21 protein-coding genes are annotated in these 21,343 nt (G+C 67.7%); 14 read left to right on the top strand and 7 right to left on the bottom strand.

Going from position 1 to position 21,343, the window contains the following annotated elements; genetic code table 11:
- Position 1 precedes the first annotated feature (1 nt).
- The 9 genes from AB6806_RS07175 (at position 2) to AB6806_RS07135 (ending at position 8,746) form a co-directional block, all read left to right on the top strand.
- The gene (locus AB6806_RS07175) at positions 2 to 361 is read left to right on the top strand and encodes a response regulator (RefSeq protein ID WP_038358941.1); all 360 of its coding nucleotides are present in this window, start codon (positions 2 to 4) and stop codon (positions 359 to 361) included.
- Positions 362 to 371: 10 nt separating this feature from the next.
- The gene (locus tag AB6806_RS07170) at positions 372 to 2,714 is read left to right on the top strand and encodes a chemotaxis protein CheA (RefSeq protein ID WP_142021778.1); all 2,343 of its coding nucleotides are present in this window, start codon (positions 372 to 374) and stop codon (positions 2,712 to 2,714) included.
- 2 nt (positions 2,715 to 2,716) lie between these two features.
- Positions 2,717 to 3,223 (top strand): chemotaxis protein CheW, encoded by a 507-nt coding sequence (locus AB6806_RS07165; RefSeq protein ID WP_051987502.1) that lies wholly within the window; start codon positions 2,717 to 2,719, stop codon positions 3,221 to 3,223.
- Positions 3,224 to 3,287: 64 nt separating this feature from the next.
- A complete protein-coding gene (locus AB6806_RS07160) occupies positions 3,288 to 5,114 on the top strand; it encodes a methyl-accepting chemotaxis protein (protein WP_142021779.1) in 1,827 nt (608 codons plus the stop codon).
- A gap of 3 nt (positions 5,115 to 5,117) precedes the next feature.
- A complete protein-coding gene (locus AB6806_RS07155) occupies positions 5,118 to 5,996 on the top strand; it encodes a CheR family methyltransferase (protein WP_051987500.1) in 879 nt (292 codons plus the stop codon).
- Positions 5,993 to 6,586: a hypothetical protein gene (locus AB6806_RS07150; RefSeq protein WP_038358937.1), complete on the top strand. Its 594-nt coding sequence runs from the start codon at positions 5,993 to 5,995 to the stop codon at positions 6,584 to 6,586. Before AB6806_RS07155 ends, AB6806_RS07150 begins: the two co-directional genes overlap by 4 nt.
- A complete protein-coding gene (cheB, locus tag AB6806_RS07145) occupies positions 6,586 to 7,686 on the top strand; it encodes a chemotaxis-specific protein-glutamate methyltransferase CheB (protein WP_113252505.1) in 1,101 nt (366 codons plus the stop codon). The genes AB6806_RS07150 and cheB overlap by 1 nt, the downstream gene beginning before the upstream one ends.
- 10 nt (positions 7,687 to 7,696) lie before the next feature.
- The gene (locus AB6806_RS07140; RefSeq protein ID WP_038358933.1) at positions 7,697 to 8,083 is read left to right on the top strand and encodes a response regulator; all 387 of its coding nucleotides are present in this window, start codon (positions 7,697 to 7,699) and stop codon (positions 8,081 to 8,083) included.
- A 111-nt stretch (positions 8,084 to 8,194) separates the two neighbouring features.
- Positions 8,195 to 8,746: a glutathione peroxidase gene (locus tag AB6806_RS07135; protein WP_113252504.1), complete on the top strand. Its 552-nt coding sequence runs from the start codon at positions 8,195 to 8,197 to the stop codon at positions 8,744 to 8,746.
- A gap of 139 nt (positions 8,747 to 8,885) precedes the next feature.
- Here the strand turns inward: AB6806_RS07135 and mog are convergent, their stop codons facing one another.
- From mog to fliK, 4 genes are all read right to left on the bottom strand, one after another.
- Entirely contained in the window at positions 8,886 to 9,419 is a 534-nt protein-coding gene (gene mog / locus AB6806_RS07130; protein WP_142021780.1) for a molybdopterin adenylyltransferase, read from the bottom strand.
- Positions 9,420 to 9,510: 91 nt separating this feature from the next.
- Positions 9,511 to 10,671 (bottom strand): GNAT family N-acetyltransferase, encoded by a 1,161-nt coding sequence (locus AB6806_RS07125; protein WP_142021781.1) that lies wholly within the window; start codon positions 10,669 to 10,671, stop codon positions 9,511 to 9,513.
- The gene (locus AB6806_RS07120; RefSeq protein WP_112765307.1) at positions 10,668 to 10,961 is read right to left on the bottom strand and encodes an EscU/YscU/HrcU family type III secretion system export apparatus switch protein; all 294 of its coding nucleotides are present in this window, start codon (positions 10,959 to 10,961) and stop codon (positions 10,668 to 10,670) included. The genes AB6806_RS07125 and AB6806_RS07120 overlap by 4 nt, the downstream gene beginning before the upstream one ends.
- Positions 10,958 to 12,622 carry a flagellar hook-length control protein FliK gene (gene fliK / locus AB6806_RS07115; protein ID WP_370954351.1) on the bottom strand — a complete coding sequence of 555 codons (1,665 nt, stop codon included), beginning with the start codon at positions 12,620 to 12,622 and terminating at the stop codon, positions 10,958 to 10,960. Before fliK ends, AB6806_RS07120 begins: the two co-directional genes overlap by 4 nt.
- 165 nt (positions 12,623 to 12,787) lie before the next feature.
- Here fliK and AB6806_RS07110 point away from each other — a divergent pair, with 165 nt between their 5' ends.
- Positions 12,788 to 13,795, top strand: a complete 1,008-nt coding sequence (locus AB6806_RS07110) for an aldo/keto reductase (protein WP_142021783.1) — start codon at positions 12,788 to 12,790, stop codon at positions 13,793 to 13,795.
- A gap of 134 nt (positions 13,796 to 13,929) precedes the next feature.
- Here the strand turns inward: AB6806_RS07110 and AB6806_RS07105 are convergent, their stop codons facing one another.
- A complete protein-coding gene (locus AB6806_RS07105) occupies positions 13,930 to 14,253 on the bottom strand; it encodes a hypothetical protein (RefSeq protein ID WP_142021784.1) in 324 nt (107 codons plus the stop codon).
- A 93-nt stretch (positions 14,254 to 14,346) separates the two neighbouring features.
- The gene (locus AB6806_RS07100) at positions 14,347 to 14,964 is read right to left on the bottom strand and encodes a TetR/AcrR family transcriptional regulator (protein ID WP_142021785.1); all 618 of its coding nucleotides are present in this window, start codon (positions 14,962 to 14,964) and stop codon (positions 14,347 to 14,349) included.
- Between the two features lie 112 nt (positions 14,965 to 15,076).
- On the opposite strand from AB6806_RS07100, the gene AB6806_RS07095 reads away from it, so the two are divergent.
- Positions 15,077 to 15,817, top strand: a complete 741-nt coding sequence (locus AB6806_RS07095; protein ID WP_142021786.1) for an SDR family NAD(P)-dependent oxidoreductase — start codon at positions 15,077 to 15,079, stop codon at positions 15,815 to 15,817.
- Positions 15,818 to 15,827: 10 nt separating this feature from the next.
- Here the strand turns inward: AB6806_RS07095 and AB6806_RS07090 are convergent, their stop codons facing one another.
- On the bottom strand, positions 15,828 to 16,634 hold the full coding sequence (locus AB6806_RS07090; RefSeq protein WP_370954350.1) for an MBL fold metallo-hydrolase: 807 nt from the start codon (positions 16,632 to 16,634) through the stop codon (positions 15,828 to 15,830).
- 167 nt (positions 16,635 to 16,801) lie between these two features.
- Here AB6806_RS07090 and AB6806_RS07085 point away from each other — a divergent pair, with 167 nt between their 5' ends.
- The 3 genes from AB6806_RS07085 to AB6806_RS07075 all read left to right on the top strand — a co-directional run bounded on the left by AB6806_RS07085 (position 16,802) and on the right by AB6806_RS07075 (position 21,197).
- A complete protein-coding gene (locus AB6806_RS07085; RefSeq protein ID WP_248311086.1) occupies positions 16,802 to 17,347 on the top strand; it encodes a hypothetical protein in 546 nt (181 codons plus the stop codon).
- A 123-nt stretch (positions 17,348 to 17,470) separates the two neighbouring features.
- A complete protein-coding gene (ettA, locus tag AB6806_RS07080; protein WP_038358914.1) occupies positions 17,471 to 19,123 on the top strand; it encodes an energy-dependent translational throttle protein EttA in 1,653 nt (550 codons plus the stop codon).
- 286 nt (positions 19,124 to 19,409) lie between these two features.
- Positions 19,410 to 21,197, top strand: coding sequence for a peptide ABC transporter substrate-binding protein (locus AB6806_RS07075; RefSeq protein ID WP_370954349.1), 1,788 nt, complete (start codon positions 19,410 to 19,412; stop codon positions 21,195 to 21,197).
- The last annotated feature ends 146 nt before the right edge of the window (positions 21,198 to 21,343 follow it).

The following is a 21,343-nucleotide window of genomic DNA, read 5'->3' as shown; positions in this document are numbered from 1 at the left end:
CATGAAGATCCTGGCCATCGACGATACGAAGACGCTGCTTGCCCTGCTCACCCTGACCTTGCGCAATGCCGGGCACGAGGTCGCGGAGGCCGAGAACGGCGAGGACGGCCTGACGAAGTTCGAGCAGTTCAAGCCGGATCTTGTCATCACCGACCTCAACATGCCTGTGATGGACGGCATCGAGTTCACGCGCGCCTGCCGCTCGCGGCCCCTGGGGCAGAACACGCCGATCATCGTGCTGACCACCGAGAACGGCGCCGAGATCAAGGCCGAGGGGCGCCGCGCCGGCGCCAGCGCCTGGATGGTCAAGCCCTTCGAACCCAACACCCTGCTCGGCCTCGTCGCCCGCTACCAGAACTGAAGGGCGGCCGATGGATCCGTTGGCAGAACTCAAGCAGACCTTCTTCCAGGAATGCGACGAGCTCCTCGGGGCGCTGGAGCAGAAGCTCCAGGCGCTCGACGAGGGCTCCAGCGATCCGGAGGACGTCAACGCGGCCTTTCGCGCCATCCACTCGATCAAGGGCGGGGCGGGGGCCTTCGGCTGCACCGAGCTCGTCGGTTTCGCCCATGTCTTCGAGGCTTCTCTCGACCATCTGAGGTCGGGCCGCGTCGCGATCGAGGATGCGCCCTTCACGCTCTTCCTGCGCTGCTCGGACGCGGTCGCCGATCTGGTTTCGGCTGCGCGGAACGACGAACCCGCGACCGAACGGCCCGATCTTCTCGCCGCTCTGGAGCAGGTCGGCCAGGAGCCGCGTGCACAGGCGGCGCCAGCGGTGGCTGCGCCGGCGGCGGCCGCGCCCGCTGCCGCGCTTCCAGCAACTTCGCCTGCTCCCGCTGCTGATGAGGCGCCTCCGGGCCTGGCCGCTCTCGGCAACCTGCTCGCCATGGTCGAGGCCAAGTCCACCGTGGCGCCGGCCAAAGCCAATGACGATGGCTGGGACGATGACGAACCCGTCGCGGCTCGGATGCGGCTCGCATCCGCGGCCAAGCCCGGCCGCGACGTGCGGCTGCGCATCGCACCCGAAACCGATCTCTTCCGCCGCGTCATCGAGCCGCGCGTGGTGCTGGGCTCGCTGCCGGCCGATGACATCGTGGCGATCCGCTGCGACCTGAGTAAGGTGCCGCCGCTGGAGACGCTCGACGTCACCGATTGCTGGCTGCGCTTCGACGTCGACCTGCGAACCGAACTTTCGATCGAGGAACTGCACGGGCGTTTCGATTTCAGCCTCGCCAACGAGGAATTCGAGATCGAGCTGTCCGATGCAACTCCCGCCGCCGAGCCGGCGCCGGTTGCCGCTGCTCCAGAGCCCGAAGTCCCGACCTCGGTGGCCGCCGATCTTTCGGCGATCCTGGCGAAGCTCGGCCCCGCGCCGGACATGGCGGGGCAACCCGACATCCAGCCCGCTCCGGTTCCCGTGCCGGCCGCGGCTCCCGTTCCCGTCGCCGAAGCCGTCCCCGCGGTCCGCGCCGCGCCGCGCGCGCCGGCCAACGACCAGGCCGCGGCGCGCCAGCGCCAAGCGGTCAGCGTGCGCGTCGATCTCGACCGCATCGACAAGCTGATGAACCTCGTCGGCGAGATCGTCATCACCCAGTCGATGCTGGTCGAATGCGTGCGTTCGCTGCCCTATGACGTCTACGCCAAGACGGCCGAAGGCATCCTGACGCTGTCGCGCCAGACGCGCGAATTGCAGGACCATGTCATGGCCGTGCGCGCCCAGCCGGTGAAGGCGGTGTTCCAGCGCATGCCGCGCCTCGTGCGCGAGCTCGCCCAGACGCTCGGCAAGGAAGTGCGCCTCGTGCTCGAAGGCGAGAACACCGAGGTCGACAAGACGATCATCGAGGAGCTCGCCGACCCGCTGACCCATATGATCCGCAACTCGATGGATCACGGGCTGGAGACGCCGGACGAGCGCGTGGAGGCCGGCAAGCCGCGCGAAGGGACGATCAGGCTGATCGCCGAGCATCGCGCCGGGCGCATCGTGATCTCCGTCACCGATGACGGGCGCGGGATCGGCCGTGACCGCCTGCTCGCCAAGGCGCGCTCGCGGGGCCTCGTGGGAGCCGAGGAGAAGCTCGCTCCGGAGGAGATCGACCAGCTGATCTTCGCCGCTGGCCTGTCGACGGCGGAAGCGGTCAGCGACATCTCCGGCCGCGGCGTCGGCATGGATGTGGTGCGTCGCAACGTCGAGTCGCTCGGAGGGCGCATCAGCGTCGATTCCGAGCCGGGCCGAGGCTGCAAGTTCACGCTGGCCTTGCCGCTCACGCTCGCCGTGCTCGAAGGCATGGTGATCCGCTGCGGCGACGACCGCTACGTCATCCCGATCGCGTCGGTGATCGAGACGCAGCATCTCGCCTCGACGCCGATCGAGAAGCTGCCCTTCGGCCAGGAGGTGCTGCGCTGGCGCGGCGAGGTCACGCCGCTGTACCGGCTCGGCGCCGTGATGGGCTCGACCGGCACCACCAACGAGAACATCGTCATCATCGCCGAGACCGAGCGCGGCAACAATGTCGGCATCGCGGTCGACGAGATCGTCGGCCAGCAGCAGGTGGTGGTGAAGAGCCTCGAGGCGAATTACGGCGCCGTCAACGGTGCCTCTGCGGCGACGATCCTAGGCGACGGCCTCGTCGCGCTGATCCTGGACATCGACTCCATGCTGCGGCTCGCCGCCTCCGGCGACCGCGCGCCCCTATCTGACCTCAAGATGGCTGGATGATCATGAGCCTCCAACTCGGCGAAAAGCACTTCTCGTCTGCGCAGCCAGAAGCGGCGGCGCGCCGGATCGTCACCTTCAAGGTCGGCGACCGCACCTTCGGCATCGATGTCGGCATGGTCCGCGAGATCAAGGGCTGGCAGGCGACGACGCCGCTGCCGCACGCGGCGCAGCATGTGCGCGGCGTGCTCAACCTGCGCGGCGTCATCCTCGCGGTCTACGATCTGCGCACTGCCATCGGGCTCGGCGTCACCGATGCCACCGCGACCCATGTCATCGTCGTCGTCGATGTCGAGGACAAGACGGCGGGCCTGCTGGTCGACTCGGTCTCCGACATCGTCGACGTGCCGGTCTCGGCCGTGCGCCCGGCGCCCGATCTGGAGCGCGACGAGCACGGCCTGATTGAAGGTCTCGTGCTGCTCGACACCGACATCGTCGCGCTGCTCGATCTTGCCGCGGTGATCCGCGACGGCGGCGTCGAGACCCAAGCCAAGGCCAACCGCGCCGCCTGAGTATCCAGCGACCAGCCCGGCGTAGCGTGAGAGAGCGGGCCAGACCAAGAAACGACCTGACTGCATGGGCAACGCCCTCGGCTCTCTCTCGCATCTGACGGTCAGCCAGCCGCTGACCGCCGCCGGCTCGGCTGTGTTCGCCGGCGGCTTCGCCTATCTCGCAGCTTCGTCCGGCATGCCGGCGCTCGGCGTCGGCGCCGTTTCCGCCGTCGCGCTGCTCGGTGGCCTCGCCGCGTGGGGCGCGACCCGCTCGCTCTCGCCGGTTCGTGAGTCCCTGTCGCGGCTTCTTGCCGCGCGGGGGCAGGCCGCGCCGGCGCGTGCCGCCAAGGAAACCGGCCTGGCTGACGCCCTCGACGGCCTTCACGACGCAATGCTGGAATCCGGCCGCATCCGCGTCGCGCTCGACCATGCCGGCGCCAAGCTGATGATCTGCGATGCCGAGGGTGGCGTCGTCTATGTCAACAAGGCGCTGCTGCGCTTCTTCGGCGAGGCGCAGGAGGATTTCCGCGCCGCCTTTCCGGGTTGCTCCGCCAAGGACATGCTCGGGCGCGTGATGGAGCGCGTGCAGGGCGAGCAGGGCTATGGTGCCACGGGCCTGCCCGTCGAGATGGTGCTGGGGCGCCGCACCATCCGCTTCACGCTGACGCCCGTCGCGGCATCCGGGGCGGTCGAGGCCGGCACGATCGTGGAATGGCAGGAGCTCAGCGAGGCCTTCGTCATGACCGCTGCGGTCAAGGACGCCGTCGCTGCCGCGCTGGAGGGGGATTTCTCCCGGCGGATCGCCGTCGATCCCAAGGGCGGCGCTCTGGCCGAGGTCGTCGCGGGGATGAACAGCGTCGGAGCCGTGGCGGAGGAGACCTTCGGGGATGTCGCCGAAGTCGTCGGCGCTCTGGTGCAGGGCGATCTTTCCCGGCGCATGACCGGTCGCTATCGCGGCCGGCTCGCGGCGCTGCAGCATGATTTCAACGATGCGCTCGACTGGCTCGGCGAGACCGTGCGCAGGGTTCAATCGACGGCGGAGCAGGCCGGCCGGGTCGCCGGAGAGATCGCCGCAACGACGGGGGATCTCGCGGCGCGAACCGAGCGCTCCGCCAGCGATCTCGGCGAGGCTTCCGTCGTCGCCGGCCAGATCGCGGCGTCCGCCCGCCAGAGCACGGTCCGCGCGCGCGAGGCCACCGAACTCGCCAGCGAGACGATGGGCGTTGCGCAGGAGGGGCAGAACGTGGTCGGCCAGGCGGTCGACGCGATCGAGCGGATCGAAGGCTCCTCGACCCGCATTTCCGACATCGTCGGCGTGATCGACCAGATCGCCTTCCAGACCAACCTGCTGGCATTGAACGCTGCGGTGGAGGCGGCGCGGGCCGGTGATGCCGGCAAGGGCTTCGCCGTCGTAGCCTCGGAGGTGCGCACGCTGGCGCAGCGCTCGGCGCAGGCGGCCAAGGATATCAAAGGCGTGATTGCGACCTCGAACGGGCAGGTGGCGGAAGGCGTGCGCTGCGTTCGCGGCACCGGCGAGGCACTCGGCCGCATCGTCGCCGCCGTCGGAAAGGTGTCCTCGACCATTGGCGACATCGCCTCCGAAGCGGCCGAGCAGACCAAGGGCGTCGAGGCGATGAGCGGCGGCGTCGCCCAGATGGACGGCGGCATCCGTCAGAACGGCGCCCTGGCGCAGCGCTCGGCTCAAGCCGCCGGGGAACTCGTCGACCAGGTCGCCGCGCTCGGCGATCTCGTCGCCGGCTTCCACACCGGCGGGGTAGCCTCCGGGCAGACGCGGCCCGCGCGCCGTCCCGTAGCTTCGGTGGGGGAATTTGACGCTGCCCTGTCCTCTACGATTCCCACGCGACGCGTCGCCAATGGCGAGCGGCACCTCAACGGACGGCCGGGGTTCTGAGCCATGTCGCTATCCGGCATCATCCCGGCCACGATTCCTGCTTCGGCGATCGGCGCGGACATCACCCTGACGCGCGAGGACATGAAGTTCATCGCGGCGCTGGTCTATGAGCAGGCCGGCATCGTCATCCGCGAGCACAAGGAGGCGATGACGCGCGGGCGTCTCGCGCGGCGGGTGAAGGCGCTGGGGCTGAGCTCGGTCGCGGAATACTGCGCCTTCCTGAAGACGCCGCAGGCGGCGAGCGAATTGCCCGAGCTGATCAACGCGGTGACGACCAACCACACCGCCTTCTTCCGCGAGCGCCACCATTTCGACCATCTGCGTCGGGAGGTGATGCCGCGCCTCGTCCAGGAACGTGCCGGCCGGCGCGGGCGCATCCGCATCTGGTCCTCGGCCTGCTCCTCCGGCGAGGAAGCCTATTCGATCGCCGCCACCTGCCGCGAGGCGATCGGCCCGCGCAGCGATCTCGACTTCAGGATCCTGGCTACGGATATCGACACGGATATTCTCGCGCGGGCCGAGGCCGGCATCTACCCGGCTGACCTGTTCGAGCGCCTGCCGGCGGATGTGAAACCGTCGATGCGGCTGGAAGCCGGTTCCACCCGGGGCGATGCGCGCATCAGCGAGGAGCTGCGCCGGATGGTCGCCTTCAAGCGCCTGAACCTCATCGAGACCTGGCCGATGAAGGGACCTTTCGACGTCATCTTCTGCCGCAACGTCTTCATCTATTTCGACACGCAGACCAAGGCCTCGATCCTCGACCGCTTCGTGGCGCTGCTGTCGCCCGGCGGCTTCCTCTATCTCGGCCATTCGGAATCACTGCCGCAGCCGCATCCCAATCTGCGGCTGATCGGGCGCACCATCTACGAGAGAACAGCATGAGCGTCTCCCGATCCTCCCGCCGCTATTTCGATCCGCGCTTCGAGGCGACGATCATCACCGTCGCGCCGGGCGAGCACGAGATCACATCGGCCAAGGACGAGATCGTCGCCACCGTGCTGGGCTCCTGCGTCTCGGTATGCCTGCGCGATCCGCAAGCCGGCGTCGGCGGCCTCAACCACTTCCTGCTGCCGAAGAACAATGGCGGCACAGACGCCAGCGCCGGCGAGCGCTATGGCGACACGGCGATGGAGGTGCTGATCAACGCCCTGCTGAAGCGCGGCGCCAGGCGCCAGAATTTCGAGGCCAAGGTGTTCGGCGGCGCGCGCGTGCTCTCGGGCGCGACGATGCTGGCCATCGGCGACGGCAACATCGCCTTCGTCAACGAATTCCTGAAGGTCGAGGGCATTCCCGTGGTCTCGCGGGATGTCGGCGGCACGCGCTCGCGGCGCATCCACTACCAGCCCTCGACCGGGCGAGCCTGGGTGCAGCATGTCCAGCCCACGGCACGCGACAGCGGCCACGAGCAGGAAATCGCCTATCTCAACCGGCTCAAGAGCCAGCCCGTGGCTGGTGAAGTGGAGGTCTGGTGATGAGCATGGCGACATCCTCCGCCGCGCCGGTCAAGGTTCTCGTCGTCGACGATTCCGTGCTGATGCAGAAGCTGATGACGCAGATCATCAACGGGGCGCCGGGTTTCGAGGTGATCGGCGTCGCCGGCAGCGCCGAGGAAGGCTGGGACGCGATCCAGGACCTGCGGCCCGATGTCGTCACGCTCGACCTCGAACTGCCGGGCCGGCACGGCCTCAAGCTCCTCGCGCGGGTTCTGAAGCAGGATCCGCTGCCGGTGCTGATCGTCTCCGCTTTCGGGGGCCCCGGCGCCGACAACACCATCCAGGCGCTGGAGCTCGGCGCCATCGACTTCATCGAGAAGCCGGACGGCACGACCCATACGCTCGAAGGCTTCATGAAGCATCTGGTGGCGGCGCTGCAGCGCGCCGCGGCCAGCCGCAAGATGATCGCCGCCGCCCGGCAGATGGCGCAAGGTGGCGCTCCGGCGCGTCCGACGGCCCTGCCGCGGGAGCCGGCGCGCGCGGGCAGGACCTCCTTGATCGCCATCGGAGCCTCGACGGGCGGCGTGCCGGCCGTGCAGGCGGTGATGCGCGATCTTGCGCATCTGCGGCTGCCGATCGTGGTCGTCCAGCACATGCCGCCCGGCTACACGGCGAAATTCGCCGCGCGGCTGGCGGGCGCCACGGGCCTCGACGTGCGCGAGGCCGCCGATGGCGACCGCCTGAAGCCGGGGATGGCGGTGGTCGCGCCGGGCGGGCCGCGCCATCTCGAGATCGAGGAGCGGCGCGGCGAGTTCGTCTGCGTGCTGAAGGAGGGGCCGCTCGTCAGCGGGCATTCGCCCTCCGTCGACGTGATGTTCCATTCGGTGGCACGCAGTATCGGTTCGCAGGCGGTCGGCATCCTGCTCACCGGCATGGGCCGGGACGGTGCTGACGGTTTGTTAGCCATGCGGAAAGCCGGAGCCGAAACGTTAATCCAAAGCGGGGAGACCTGCGTGGTAAACGGAATGCCGAAAGCGGCCTTCGAGATCGGAGCAGCCGAACGGGTTGTCCCGCTGGACCAGATCGGCACGACGGTGAGCCATCTCATCGGCGATCGCTCGCATCTGCGGACCGCGTGAGGAGAGTGTGATGTCAAAGGCGAGAAGCGACTACCGCATCCTCGTGGTCGACGACCAGAAAAGCATGCGCGGGCTCGCGACCTATTTCCTGAAGCAGATCGAGTTTCAGGATATCGACGAGGCGGAGAACGCCCGCGAGGCGCTGATGAAGATGCAGCAGAAGCGCTACGACCTGCTGCTGCTCGACTGGAACATGGAAGGCATGAGCGGCATCGATCTGCTGCGCGCCATCCGCTCCGTGCCCGAGCTCAACCAGATCAAGATCATCATGGCGACCTCCGAGCGCTCGGTCGACAAGATGGACGAGGCGACCAGCAACGGCGCCGACCATTACGTCGTGAAGCCCTATGAGCTGCGCGACCTCGAGGTGCGGGTGAAGAAGGTCCTCGCCTGCTGAGGCTCCCTCCGCGAGCGTGGCTCGCGGACATGTGCATTGCCGATGCGCCCCGGAGCCGGAAGGTTTCGGGGCGCATCCATTTGCGGGTCGGAGACGTATAAGGGGTCTGACATGGACAGGCGGACGTTGATCGCAGGCCTCGGTGCGCTGGCGGCGTTGCCGGGTCGCGCCGCGGCGCAGGCTGCAGACGCCTATGCCTTCGGCTTCGACAGGCCCGGCAGCGGGCGGCTTGCACTGTCGGACTATCGCGGCCGGCCGATCCTCGTCGTCAACACCGCGACGCGCTGCGGCTATGCCGGGCAGATGGCGACGCTGGAACAGCTCTGGCAACGCTACCAGCCGCGCGGGCTGATGCTGGTCGCCGTGCCGAGCAATGATTTCGGCGGGCAGGAGCCGCTGGACGGTGCCGCCATCGCCGAGGCGGCGCGCGAGAGCTATGGTGCGACCTATGCCTTCGTCGAGAAGACCGTGGTGAAGGGGCCGCAGGCGCATCCGTTCTATCGCTGGGCGGCCGCGCAGAAGCCGGCGGAGACGCCGCGCTGGAATTTCCACAAATACCTGATCGGCTCCCATGGCGAGCTCGTCGGCGGCTATCCGGCCGGCACCGATCCGCTCTCGCCGCAGCTCGTCAGGGCGATCGGGCAGGAATTGCAGGCGGGGTAGCCTCGTTTTCGCTGGAAACGGGAGTCATCCCGGGCTTGACCCGGGATCCATCCAGAGCGCTTGCGATAAAAGTTCAGGCATGGATCCCGGATCTGCGCTTCGCTGCGTCCGGGGTGACGATGCCGAAACCGTGGGCAGCCTACTTCTTCGGACGGAACGCCGCGATCAGGGCCGGGTCGGTTTCCAGATAAGGACCCTCGATCAGGTCGATGCAGTAGGGGATCGCCGGCATCACTGCGTCGAGACATTCGGCAATGGCGCGCGGGCGTCCGGGGAGGTTGACGATCAGGGTGCGGCCGCGGATGCCCGCGGTCTGGCGCGAGAGGATCGCGGTCGGAACCTTCGCGAGGCTGACCTGCCGCATCAACTCGCCGAAACCGGGCATCGGCTTCTCGATCACGTCCTCCGTCGCTTCCGGCGTGACGTCGCGCGGTGCGGGGCCGGTGCCGCCGGTGGTGACGACGAGGCAGCAGCCCTCACGGTCGGACAGTTCGATCAGCGTCTCGGCGATCAGCTTGCGGTCGTCGGGGATGACGCGGGCGACCGCCTCCCAGGGCGAGGTCAGAACGCGGCCGAAATAGTCGCGGATGGCGGGGCCGCCCTCGTCGGGATAGATGCCCGCCGAGGCACGGTCCGAGACCGTGACGATTCCAATCCGGGCGACAACGGTCATCGGGCGTCTCCAGCGAAGCACTCCGGCTCTATCGGCGAGCGGGAAGGGCGGTCAAGCGCGCGCTGTGCGAACTCTCCTCCTGGTCTGCCTATCAAGGGTGTTTGGAACGAGATGCTCTGCCCGATCGGGCTCGGACGGCTTCCCGCAGCCGACGCAGCCACATCCGGCTGAGTGCTGCCGCGCGGGCGAGGCCGATGCGGCTGCGGCCGATGCCGATGAGCGCGTTTCCCATCTCGCGTCGCTCGCCCCAGACATAGGTGCTGGCATCGACGCCGTCGCCGGCGCCGCTGTCGAGGCACTCCGGCGGCGTACCGGTGAGGTCGGCGCGCAGCATCGCGACGGTCAGCGTGCGCCCCGGCGAATGGCGGGCTTGCGTTTCGTCATAGGCGATCTTGAGGAAATGTCGCCGCCCGGCGCTCTCGATCAGGAGCCCCATCGCCAGCGTTTTTCCGTCGAGCAGGAGCGTGTCGACCAGCAGACCGTCTTCCGCCGCGAACAGCGCGGCGAGGCGGCGGAAATAGGCGGTATCCTCCGGGATGCAGGCGATGGCGGTTCCCGCCTTGCCCTTCCAGCCGGCGGCTTCGAGCGTCAGGAACGAGTCGAGCGCCTCGACCGCCGCCTGGCCCCGGCTGCGCCGGAAGGTGAGGGCACCGCTCTTGATGACGGCGCGGAACTGCTGCATCCGCTTCTTGTAGGCGGAGCCCAGCGCGCGGCGCAGATAGCGCTCGGGGTCGTCGCCAGGTTGCGCGATCATCACCGGGCGCGCCCAGCGCTCGCAGGTCGCGATGACGCTGCCGGTGGTGCGACAGGCTTCCGCGAGCGCCGCATGGCCGGGGCCTTCGAGCGGCAGCAGGGGCAAGGCGAGTGTTCGCGGCAGGTCGCCCGAGGCGAGGAGGTAGCGCATCAGCGCGCGCGAGGCCTCGAGCGCATGGTCGCGATCGACCACCGGCAGGGAAGAGACCTCGTAGAGCGGCAGGACCGGCGCGACGAGTACCGCGGCGAAGCCGCTGCGCCAGTCGCGTTCGCGCCGGAGCGCCCAGACTCCGACCAGTTGCTCGAAGTCCAGCGCCTCGCTGTACCAGGCGCAGAGCACGACGATATCGTCCTCCTCGGCCAGCAGGGTCGCTGCGCTGACGGCAGCCGGCGCCATATGCGGATTGGGCTCGAGCGCATGCCGGGCGAGCTCGGCAAAGGCCGGTCCCAGCGCCGCATAGGCGGCCGGGCCGATACGCCTGACGACGATGCCGCTCACGTCCGGACGCCGTCCCGGTTGCGGCGGCCGAGTTCGCCGCGCAGCGACAGCACGAAGGCGATGACCTGCGCCGTCGCGCGGTAGAGTTCCTCCGGGATCTCGTCATCGAGTTCGACGGCGGAAAGCGCCTGGGCGAGGACGGCGTTCTGCTCGATGGCGACGTCGTGCTCGCGACCGGTCTCGACGATGCGTTCGGCCAGCTCGCCCCGGCCCTTGGCGGTGACGCGCGGCGCACCCTGCCCGTCATATTCGAGCGCGACGGCGATGCGGGGCGGGCGCGGCGCGCTCATGACAGGCGGTCCAGGAACTGGCCGGCGGTCGGCTGCTTTACGCGCGGCTGCCCGGTGTGGATATCGATGGCGCCGCCGGTGAAATCGGCATGGAGCAGCGCGGTTTCGAGGCCGGGCGCCGCGCCGCGCAGGAGTTTGCTCGTCTCCTCACGCTCGGCCCAGAGGGTGACGCCGACCTCGCGGCCTTGCAGCGTGACCACGCCCTGCAACGGGCCCATCGGCTCGACATCGAGTGCGAAGCGGATGCGCCAGAGCGGCGGCGAGACGCCCTGCGCCTCGCGCCGCGGCGGCTCCTTCTCGACCTGGAGCGGCAGGATCGCGGTGCCGTGCTGGAAGGCGAGGGGGATCTCCGTGAGCCAGCGCTGTGGCTGCGACTGGGCCGGGTCGAGACGCGGGGCATCGAGCGGCAGCGACGCGTATTGCGATAGCTTGATCCGGTCGAGTGCCGCATCGGTCTGGTCGAGCAGCGTCGTGGCGATGGCAAGGGGCTTTTCGCCCGGATGCAGCGTCGGCTCCGATGCGGGCTGCGCGGCGAGCGGACCGTCGCGGCGTGGCGGCGGAACGGGACTACGGCCGTCAGCCGCCGGTTCCGCTGGCGGCATCGCTCCACGCTCCGGTCGGGAGGCTGCCGGCTCGGGCGAGAGCGTCTCGACGATCGGCAGGAGCGTTTCCCGCAAGGCGAGCAGGCCCGCCTTGAGATCGCCGCGCGGCGCTGGGGCCTGCCCGGCGGCGGCGCGGGCTTCCATGAACAGCCCGGAGCCCTGCACGGCCGCCTGCAGGCGTGAGCCGGTCATGATCTGGCGCTCGGCGGGAAAAGCCTGCCGCAGGATCCGGTCGATGGCTGCGAGAAGCGGCTTTGGCAGGGTAAGCGCGACGTTGCCCTCGGCGAGGCCGCGCAAATTGGCGAAGAGCGGCGCCAGGCTGTCCTGCTGCATCAGCGCCGCGCCCAGCGTCGGGCCGATGGCAATACGCGGCGATACCGGCGCGGGGGCTGCGGGCTGTCCTGTCTCGCCGGGTGCCGCTGGCCGGACGGTCGCGCCCATCGGTGGCGATCCCGAGATCGGTTCGACGGATTCAGGCAATGCCAGCGACGAGATCGGCGTCGGCGCCGCTGCCGGGACGGCCTGCGTTCCGCGACCGGGCATGGCGTCCGGCAGAGACCGGGGCGCGTTTTCGGGCAAGGGCCCAGGCGCTGCCGGCGTGGGAGGCCGGCCGGGCTCCAGCGGAGACGCACCGACGGTGGGGGCGGTTACCGCAGGCGGCGGTGTGCTTCCGGCCGGATGCGGGGCCGGGACGGTGGAAAGAGGAGGCGTGGCGGGAAGGGGCGACGAGGATGCCGGCAAAGCCTGAGCGGGTGCCGGGCTTCCGGTCGGCGGGCGGATCTCGACGAGCGTCGCGCGCAGATCGCCGCCGGGCTGCTCGGGCGCCTCGAGATGCAGGATCAGGGTGGCGCCGGGCTGGAGTGCCGCCTGCTTCGCCTGGGGGCCGGCGAGGACGAGCGCGACCCTGGCATCGCCGATCGTGGCTGTCGCCGTGCCGTCCGCGTCCAGCGAGATGAGCTGCGCCGCGACCGTCTTGCCGGCCGAAAGCTCGCCGGTCGCGTCGAGCGCCTGCAGCAATCTGGCGAAGTTCTGGCTCAGTATGAGCTGGGCGAGGTTCATCGGGCGGCCATGAATCGATGCCCCAACCTCTCAGGAAAGATTAAGGATTCTCTTGCCGTGCGGAGCTTGCCGCACGGAGCTTGCAAGGCGGCCGCGCGTCGGCGGCGCTGGTGCGGTGGCGCCGCCTGCCGCAAGCTCGCCGCCTCGTTCCCAAGGATGATCGCCATGGATTATCGCCGCCTCGGCCGTTCCGGTCTCAAGGTCTCGCCGCTCTGCCTGGGCACGATGATGTTCGGTGGCGCGACGGAAGAGGCGGAATCTCGCCGGATCATCGATCACGCGCATCATGCCGGCATCAATTTCATCGACACGGCCGATGTCTACAATGACGGCCGCTCCGAGGAGGTCACTGGGCGCGCCATCGCCGCGCATCGCCATGACTGGGTGCTGGCGACCAAGGTGGCCAATGTCATGGGCTCCGGCCCCAATCGCGGCGGGCTTTCGCGGCGCTGGGTGATGCAGGCCTGCGAGGACAGCCTGCGCCGGCTCGGCACCGAGGTCATCGACATCTACTATCTGCACAAGGAAGACCACCAGACCCCGCTGGAGGAGACCGTCCACGCCATCGGCGACCTGGTGCGCCAGGGCAAGATCCGGCATTTCGGCATCTCGAACTACCGCTCCTGGCGGCTCGCCGAGATCTGCCGGCTCTGCGACGATCTCGGCATCGACCGGCCCGTCGTCAGCCAACCCTACTACAACGCGATGAACCGCATGCCCGAGGTCGAGCATCTGCCGGCCTGCGGCTATTACGGGCTCGGCGTTGCCTCCTATTCGCCGCTGGCGCGCGGCGTGCTCACCGCGAAATACGCGCCCGGCCAAGCGCCGGCGGAGGGCACGCGCGCCGGGCGCGGCGACAAGCGCATCCTCCAGGCCGAATGGCGCGAGGAGAGCCTCGTCATCGCGCAGACGATCAAGGAGCACGCGGCGAAGCGCGGGCTCAGCCCGATCCAGTTCGCGGTGCGCTGGGTGCTGAACAACACCCTCCTGACCGCGGCCATCGCCGGGCCGCGCACCTTCGAGCAGTGGCAGGCCTATCTGTCGGCGCTGGATGTCGATTTCACCGGGGAGGACGAGGCGCTGGTGGATTCGCTCGTGCCGCCCGGCCATCCCTCGACCCCGGGCTACAGCGACCCGGCCTATCCGCTGGAAGGGCGCGTCAGCCGGGTCTGACGAGGCTGCTCGCCTCCCGTCATTGCGAGGAGCGAAGCGACGAAGCAATCCAGAGGAGCTGCGTGCGACGTCCAGCCCTATCCCCTGGATTGCTTCGCTGCGCTCGCAATGACGGCTGCGGCAGACTCGTCGCTTCAATTCATCATGCAGAAGCCGCCGACGACGAGCTGGGTGCCGCACCAGGGTTTCCTGTCGTCACCGTTCGTGCTGAGCCGCAGCGGCACCGGGTCGTCTTGTTTCGCACTGGATGGCGGGAAGGGCACGCGCTGCGGCTGATCATTGGATGCTGCCTGCGTACGGCTTGCCGCGGCGGCGCCCGGAATGACGATGATGCCGCGGCTGACCTTGGCCGCTGGCGCGCTGCTGCGCCCGCCAAGGCGAAACCGTGCGGCCTCCGCCTGCAAGGGCAGGAGGGCGGCTGCGGCGACGAGGCAGGCGATGGCAGCGATGCGGCGCATGGGCGGTCTCCCGATCGCGGGCCAGCATGCCGCGATCTGCCGCAAGGGCAAGCAAAGCCTGGGATCAGCCTCAGCGAGGCGTTAACGGGATTGTCAGGCTGCAGCGCGTGGTCGCGTCAGGCTCTCCCATGCCGCCATGGCGCCTCGCACGATCGCTTCCAGCAACGGACGCGAAGCGCCGTCGCGGGCCTGGATCGACATGCCCTGCTGGACGGTGACGTAGTAGCTGGCGATCGCCTGGCGATCGAGCGAGGTGGGCAGCTCGCCTTCAGCGGTGGCGCGGCTCAATCGCTCCTCGATCATCGTGATGCTGCCGGCCCGCATCTCGCGCAGGATGCGGCTGGTTTCCTCGCCGACGCCAACCGCGTTGACAGCCGAGAGCACGACCATGCAGCCGGGCGGGCGGCCCGGCCGGGTGAAGGTCGCGGCGCTGGCCATGAGATAGCCCTCGATGGCCGCCCGCGCCGTTGGCGCATCGCTCAAGGGTGCGAGGATGTCGTCGCTCTCGGTCGCGGCAAAATGGCTGATGGCCTCGCGGTAGAGCTCTTCCTTGCTGCCGAATGCGGCGTAGAGGCTCGGTGAATTGATGCCCATCGCTTCGGTGAGGTCGCTCATCGAGGCCGCCTGATAGCCGCGCTCCCAGAACACGTCCATCGCGCGCTCCAGCGCGGCCTGCCGGTCGAAACTGCGTGGACGGCCCCGTTCGGCCATGCGCCGAGCTCCTCGAAATTTATTCTGTGACGTTCATTATATATTTCGCTTGACGGCTGCCGGCAAGCGCGGCATCGATTGTGTATCGATCATCACAGAAATGGAGCTTGTCATGTCACGCCTTGCCGGAAAGCGCGCGCTCGTCACCGGCGGCAGCCGCGGAATCGGCGCCGCCATCGCTCGCAGGCTCGCCGCCGAGGGGGCCGATGTCGCGCTGACCTATGAACGCTCCGCCGACAAGGCGGCTGCGGTCGTCAGGGAGGTCGAGGCCCTCGGCCGCAAGGGTTTCGCCATCGCAGCCGACAGCGCCGACCCTGGGGCGGTGACGCGTGCGGTCGATGATGCCGTGAAGGCGCTCGGCGGCCTCGATATCCTCGTCAACAATGCCGGGATCTTCCGCGGTGGCCCGGTGGCCGACTGGAGCCTCGCCGATATCGACGCGACGCTGGCCGTCAATGTCCGCGCGGTGGTGCTGGCCTCGCAGGCCGCGGCGGCACATCTGGGCGAGGGCGGGCGGATCATCTCGACCGGCTCCTGCCTCGCCGATCGCGTCGTCGAGCCCAATGTCACGCTTTACGCGATGAGCAAGGCTGCGCTGATCGGCTTCACCAAGGGGCTGGCGCGCGATCTCGGCCCATGCGGCATCACGGTCAACATCGTCCATCCCGGCTCGACCGATACCGACATGAATCCGGCCCATGGCGAGCGGGCCGATGCCCAGCGGGCGCGCATGGCGATCCCGCGCTACGGCAAGCCGGAGGATATCGCCGGGCTCGTCGCCTATCTCGCCAGCGAGGAGGCACGCTTCATCACCGGTGCCGGCTTCGCCATCGATGGCGGCGTGAACACCTGACGGCGCCGGCTTAGTGCCCGGGCAGGACGATCACGGTGGGCGTCGCCGGCAAGGCCGCCTTGCTCACCGTGATCGACGACGTGTCGCGGCGCTCGACCGGCCAGAGCCCTTTGGTCCGGGACAGGAAGCGTTCGAGCGTGCCGCCGCCGAAGAAGTGCATCGGGATCATCACCCGCGCCTGCAGCGATTTCAGCACCTCCAGCATCCCCTCCTGATCGAGGGTATAGCTGCCGTCGACGGGGAAGAGCACGACATCGACGCGGCCGAGCGCCCGCAGATGGCCGGGTTCCAGCGGGTGGTGCAGGTGGCCGAGATGGGCGATGCAGAGATCGCCGATCTCGAAGACGAAGATCGAGTTGCCGTCATAGTCGGTGCCGCCATCATAGGTGCGGATATTGGTCGGCACGTTGCGCACGCGGACGTCGCCGAAGCTGACGTCGTGCTTCGCAGCGCCTTTTCCCTCCGGATCCCAGCCCCGCAGGATCAGCTTGATCGCCGGGTCGGGACGGTTGGAGTAGTGCGTCGAGTGCGCCTTGTTCATTGTGGCGATGTCGGGCGTCACTGGCGGGCGGACATAGTCGTTATAGTCGGTCGCGATCTTCACCCCGCCCGGCGTCTCGATCAGGAAGGTGGCGTGGCCGACGAAGGTGAGCCTTGCCTCGTCCTTCGCGAGCTGGACGCGCTGGATCGGCAGGCGATAGCTCGCCATCTCCGGACGGCAGCCGGGCTCGTTCGACTGGGCGCGGGCGTGGGCTGTCGCCAGCAGCGCGAAGGCGAGGGGCGCAAGCAGGCGCAACAGGATGGCGGGCAGGCTCACTGGCGGGCTCCAGCAGCATTCGGGCCAAATGAGTTCAGGTCACGGGAGCTTCCGGCAAAAGTCGTGCCGGGGGAAGGGGCCGCGCGCCGAGATGGCGGTTTCGTGACGGCGCTGGACAGAGCTTCTGCCTTCGGGCAATCGGGGCGTTCCATCTTCGCGAGGACGCCATGTCGGTCGCAAACCGCCTCAGATTCGTAGCTCTGCTGTTCCTGGCCGGCGGCCTCGTCGCGTTCTTCTATGTTTTCCGGATTTCCGGCTGGGAGCGGGTCGACGGCGGCGCGCGCTTCCTCATTCCCGACACGGACGGGAAGCAATTCGTGAAGGCGGAGATACTGCCCCTGCTCGGCCAGTATGGCGGCATCGCCATCGGCTTGAGCGTCGTGCTGCTGATCTTCGCGCAGATCGCCGCGATGCGCCAACGCCGCGCGACCGCGGAGGGAAGGCCGCAGCCTCAGCCGGCCAGGATGAGGCCGCTTCGCTTCATCGCGCTCGTCGTGCTCTCGACTGTGATCGGATGCGGCCTGACGATCGGCTATCGCTGGTACGACTATGTCGCCAATGCCGCGAGCCCCTATGACGAGATTGGCATCGACATCAACAGCCGCCTGCCCGAGCCCTTGCGCGCCTGGGGCTGCAGCCGCTTGAAAGAGCGGTTCGCGCGCGCAATCCCGCCCTATGGCTGCAGCGATGCCAGCGGGCGCGCCTGGCGCTGAGACCGCGAATATGCCTCGTGCCGGCCTGCTCGCGGTTGCGGGCTTTGGCCGCGCTCGCTACATAGCGGCCAGATTTCCCGACATCCCGTCGCCAAGCGTTTGAAAGCGGAGCCCGCTCGCCCCATGTCCCGTCAGTTCATCTACCATATGCGCGGCCTGTCCAAGACCTATCCGGGCGGCAAGCAGGTGCTGAAGGACATCCACCTGTCCTTCTACCCGGACGCCAAGATCGGCGTGCTGGGCGTCAATGGTGCCGGTAAGTCGACCCTGCTCAAGATCATGGCCGGGTTCGACAAGGAGTGGACCGGCGAGGCCTGGGTCGCGGAAGGCGCGCGCGTCGGCTACCTGCCGCAGGAGCCGAAGCTCGACGAGACGCTGAATGTCCGCGACAACATCATGCTCGGCGTCGCACCGCAGAAGGCGATCCTCGACCGCTACAACGAGCTCGCCATGAACTATTCGGACGAGACCGCCGACGAGATGACCAATCTCCAGGACGAGATCGAGGCGAAGGGGCTGTGGGATCTCGACTCCAAGGTCGATCAGGCGATGGACGCGCTGCGCTGCCCGCCGGACGACTGGGCCGTGGACAAGCTCTCGGGCGGCGAGCGTCGCCGCGTCGCGCTCTGCAAGCTGCTGCTGGAACAGCCGGAGCTCTTGCTGCTCGACGAGCCGACCAACCATCTCGACGCCGAGACCACTGCCTGGCTCGAAGGCCATCTGCGGAGCTATCCGGGCGCGATCCTGATCGTCACCCACGATCGCTACTTCCTCGACAACGTCACGAGCTGGATCCTCGAGCTCGATCGCGGCCAGGGCATCCCCTATGAGGGGAATTACTCGTCCTGGTCGGTGCAGAAGCAGAAGCGCCTCGCCCAGGAAGGCCGCGAGGACGTCTCGCGTCAGAAGACCCTGGAGCGCGAGCAGGAATGGATCTCGGCCTCGCCGAAAGCGCGCCAGGCCAAGAGCAAGGCCCGCATCCAGCGCTATGACGAGCTGGTGCAGAAGGCCTCGAACAAGGGGCCCGACACCGCCCAGATCATCATCCCGATCGCCGAGCGGCTGGGTAACAACGTCGTCGATTTCGAGGATCTGTCGAAGGGCTTCCAGGACAAGCTCCTGATCGACGGGCTCTCCTTCAAGCTGCCGCCGGGCGGCATCGTCGGAGTGATCGGCCCCAACGGCGCCGGCAAGACGACGCTGTTCAAGATGATCACCGGCGTCGAGAAGCCCGATGCCGGCACGATCAAGATCGGCGAGAGCGTCCAGCTCGGCTATGTCGATCAGAGCCGCGACTCGCTCGACGACAAGAAGAACGTCTGGGAGGAGATCTCGGGCGGCAACGACATCATCTATCTCGGCAAGAAAGAGATCAATTCGCGGGCCTATTGCTCGGCCTTCAACTTCAAGGGCGGTGACCAGCAGAAGAAGGTCGGCTCGCTCTCGGGCGGCGAGCGCAACCGCGTCCATCTCGCCAAGATGCTGAAGAGCGGCGCCAACGTCCTGCTGCTCGACGAGCCGACCAACGACCTCGACGTCGATACGCTGCGCGCGCTCGAAGAGGCGCTGGAGGATTACGCCGGCTGCGCCGTGATCATCAGCCACGATCGCTGGTTCCTCGACCGCATCGCGACCCACATCCTCGCCTTCGAGGGCGACAGCCATGTCGAGTGGTTCGAGGGCAACTTCGCCGAATACGAGGAGGACAAGCAGCGCCGCCTCGGCATCGACTCGACCATCCCGAAGCGCATCCAGTACAAGAAGTTCACGCGCTGAGCCTTCCGATTCGGAACTGAAAAAGCCCCGCGACAGCTCGTCTGTCGCGGGGCTTTTCCGTTTGCCGGCTGTGGCTCGTTCGCACGTCCCGCTGCATTATGCCGCAATGCCCGGCACGCTGCCCGGCCATGCCCCGATCATCGGTCACTTTAAGGTCGGCTTAAGGTAGGTCTCCTTACGACGAGGCGGAATCCAAAGCTTCGTCAGGCTTTGGATTCTCCAAGGTAAGTCTAGAGCCGGTTCAATTATTGAACGGCATCTTCTCTGCGTAACGCGAAGGTCGGCTATGAGCAGCGAGTATATCCAGGATATGGTTGAAAATCTGAAGGATGGCCGCCTGTCGCGGCGTTCCTTCATTCGGAAATTGGCGGCGGTCGGCATCACCGCCCCGATCGCGAGCCAGATTCTGGCCTGGAATGGCGTGGCGATGGCGAATGCCACGCTCGAATACAAGCCGACCAAGGCCGGTGGTGGTGGCCCGCTCAAGATGCTGCTCTGGCAGGCGCCGACCCTGCTGAACCCGCATTTCGCCTCGGGCACCAAGGACCAGATCGCCTCGCGCATCTTCTACGAGCCGCTGGCCGGCTGGGACAAGGAAGGCAACCTCTTCCCGCAGCTTGCCGCCGAGATTCCGAGCAAGGCCAATGGCGGCCTCTCCGCCGACGGCAAGGAAGTGATCTGGAAGCTGAAGCCGGGCGTGAAGTGGCATGACGGCAAGCCGTTCACGGCCGACGACGTCGTCTTCACCTGGGAATACGCCGCCGACCCGGCGACCGCCGCCTATACCACCGGCGCCTATGCCAACATCAAGGTCGAGAAGGTCGACGATCTCACGGTCAAGGTGATCTTCAAGGAGCCGACCCCGTTCTGGGCCGATCCTTTTGTCGGCGTCGCCGGCATGATCATCCCGAAGCACCATTTCGGCGAGTACAAGGGCGCCAAGTCGCGCGAGGCCCCGGCCAACCTCAAGCCGGTCGGCACCGGCCCTTACAAGTTCGTCGAGTTCAAGCCGGGCGACATCATCCGGACCGAGCGCAACACCGAGTATCACGTCGCGAACCAGCCCTTCTTCGACACCTTCGAGGTCAAGGGCGGCGGTGACGCGGTCTCGGCGGCGCGCGCCGTGCTGCAGACCGGCGAATACGACTATGCTTGGGACTCGCTGGTCGAAGAGGATGTGCTCAAGCGCATGGAGACCGGTGGGCGCGGCAAGGTCAGCGTCGCGGTGGCCGGCGACATCGAGTTCATCACGCTGAACACGACCGATCCGTGGACCGAGGTCGACGGCGAGCGCTCGAGCAAGAAGACCAAGCACCCGACGCTGTCGGACCCGGCCGTGCGCCAAGCGATCAACCTGCTGATCGACCGCGACTCGATCCAGAAGTTCATCTATGGCCGCGCCGGCATCCCGACCGCGAGCTTCGTCAACCAGCCGAAGCAGTTCAAGTCGGAGAAGCTGAAATACGAGTTCAGCATCGCCAAGGCGAACCAGATCCTCGACGATGCCGGCTGGAAGAAGGGCTCCGACGGCATCCGCGAGAAGGATGGCAAGAAGCTCAAATACGTCTTCCAGACCTCGATCAACGCGCCGCGCCAGAAGGTCCAGGCGATCATCAAGCAGGCCTGCCAGAAGGCCGGTATCGAGCTCGAGCTGAAGTCGGTCACGGCCTCGGTGTTCTTCTCGTCGGACGTCGCCAACCCCGACACCTACACCAAGCTCTATACCGACATCGAGATGTACACCACGACGCAGCCGCAGCCTGATCCGGAGCGCTTCCTCAACCAGTTCACCTCCTGGGAAGTCGCCAGCAAGGAGAACAAGTGGCTGGGCCGCAACGTCTCGCGCTACACCGACCCGGAGGCCGACAAGGCCTATCGGGAGGCGCAGAAGGAGCTCGATCCGGCCAAGCGCGCAGCGCTGCTGATCAAGGTCAACGAGATCTTCTGCGAGGCCAATGTCATCCTGCCGGTCCTGTCGCGGACGAAGGTGGTCTCCGCTGCGCAGAACCTCGCGCATGACCACTCGGGCTGGGACGTCGATACCTGGAACCTGGGGGCCTGGTATCGCAGCTGAGCCATGAGCAACCCCTCGCCGGGAGCTTTCCGGCGAGGGGCCGCTCTAAAGACCTCCGATCCATCGCCATGCCCCATTGGGCGTGAAGCGGTGATCTCGCCATGCAAAGGCCCGGTGGATTTGATCCGCCGGGCCAGACCAGTTTC

This window comes from Allobosea sp. RCC_152_1, assembly GCF_041360765.1.
Taxonomy (GTDB): Bacteria; Pseudomonadota; Alphaproteobacteria; order Rhizobiales; family Beijerinckiaceae; genus Allobosea; species Allobosea spartocytisi.
Note: the sequence above shows the minus strand (reverse complement) of the source record. Positions and strands in the feature narration are given on the sequence as shown.

What these genes read in the sequence shown, in the direction of transcription:
- AB6806_RS07175 (WP_038358941.1), top strand. Translation starts at nt 2, where the DNA reads ATGAAGATCCTGGCCATCGACGATACGAAGACGCTGCTTGCCCTGCTC.
- AB6806_RS07170 (WP_142021778.1), top strand. Translation starts at nt 372, where the DNA reads ATGGATCCGTTGGCAGAACTCAAGCAGACCTTCTTCCAGGAATGCGAC.
- AB6806_RS07165 (WP_051987502.1), top strand. Translation starts at nt 2,717, where the DNA reads ATGAGCCTCCAACTCGGCGAAAAGCACTTCTCGTCTGCGCAGCCAGAA.
- AB6806_RS07160 (WP_142021779.1), top strand. Translation starts at nt 3,288, where the DNA reads ATGGGCAACGCCCTCGGCTCTCTCTCGCATCTGACGGTCAGCCAGCCG.
- AB6806_RS07155 (WP_051987500.1), top strand. Translation starts at nt 5,118, where the DNA reads ATGTCGCTATCCGGCATCATCCCGGCCACGATTCCTGCTTCGGCGATC.
- AB6806_RS07150 (WP_038358937.1), top strand. Translation starts at nt 5,993, where the DNA reads ATGAGCGTCTCCCGATCCTCCCGCCGCTATTTCGATCCGCGCTTCGAG.
- cheB (WP_113252505.1), top strand. Translation starts at nt 6,586, where the DNA reads ATGAGCATGGCGACATCCTCCGCCGCGCCGGTCAAGGTTCTCGTCGTC.
- AB6806_RS07140 (WP_038358933.1), top strand. Translation starts at nt 7,697, where the DNA reads ATGTCAAAGGCGAGAAGCGACTACCGCATCCTCGTGGTCGACGACCAG.
- AB6806_RS07135 (WP_113252504.1), top strand. Translation starts at nt 8,195, where the DNA reads ATGGACAGGCGGACGTTGATCGCAGGCCTCGGTGCGCTGGCGGCGTTG.
- mog (WP_142021780.1), bottom strand. Translation starts at nt 9,419, where the DNA reads ATGACCGTTGTCGCCCGGATTGGAATCGTCACGGTCTCGGACCGTGCC.
- AB6806_RS07120 (WP_112765307.1), bottom strand. Translation starts at nt 10,961, where the DNA reads ATGAGCGCGCCGCGCCCGCCCCGCATCGCCGTCGCGCTCGAATATGAC.
- fliK (WP_370954351.1), bottom strand. Translation starts at nt 12,622, where the DNA reads ATGAACCTCGCCCAGCTCATACTGAGCCAGAACTTCGCCAGATTGCTG.
- AB6806_RS07110 (WP_142021783.1), top strand. Translation starts at nt 12,788, where the DNA reads ATGGATTATCGCCGCCTCGGCCGTTCCGGTCTCAAGGTCTCGCCGCTC.
- AB6806_RS07105 (WP_142021784.1), bottom strand. Translation starts at nt 14,253, where the DNA reads ATGCGCCGCATCGCTGCCATCGCCTGCCTCGTCGCCGCAGCCGCCCTC.
- AB6806_RS07100 (WP_142021785.1), bottom strand. Translation starts at nt 14,964, where the DNA reads ATGGCCGAACGGGGCCGTCCACGCAGTTTCGACCGGCAGGCCGCGCTG.
- AB6806_RS07095 (WP_142021786.1), top strand. Translation starts at nt 15,077, where the DNA reads ATGTCACGCCTTGCCGGAAAGCGCGCGCTCGTCACCGGCGGCAGCCGC.
- AB6806_RS07085 (WP_248311086.1), top strand. Translation starts at nt 16,802, where the DNA reads ATGTCGGTCGCAAACCGCCTCAGATTCGTAGCTCTGCTGTTCCTGGCC.
- ettA (WP_038358914.1), top strand. Translation starts at nt 17,471, where the DNA reads ATGTCCCGTCAGTTCATCTACCATATGCGCGGCCTGTCCAAGACCTAT.
- AB6806_RS07075 (WP_370954349.1), top strand. Translation starts at nt 19,410, where the DNA reads ATGAGCAGCGAGTATATCCAGGATATGGTTGAAAATCTGAAGGATGGC.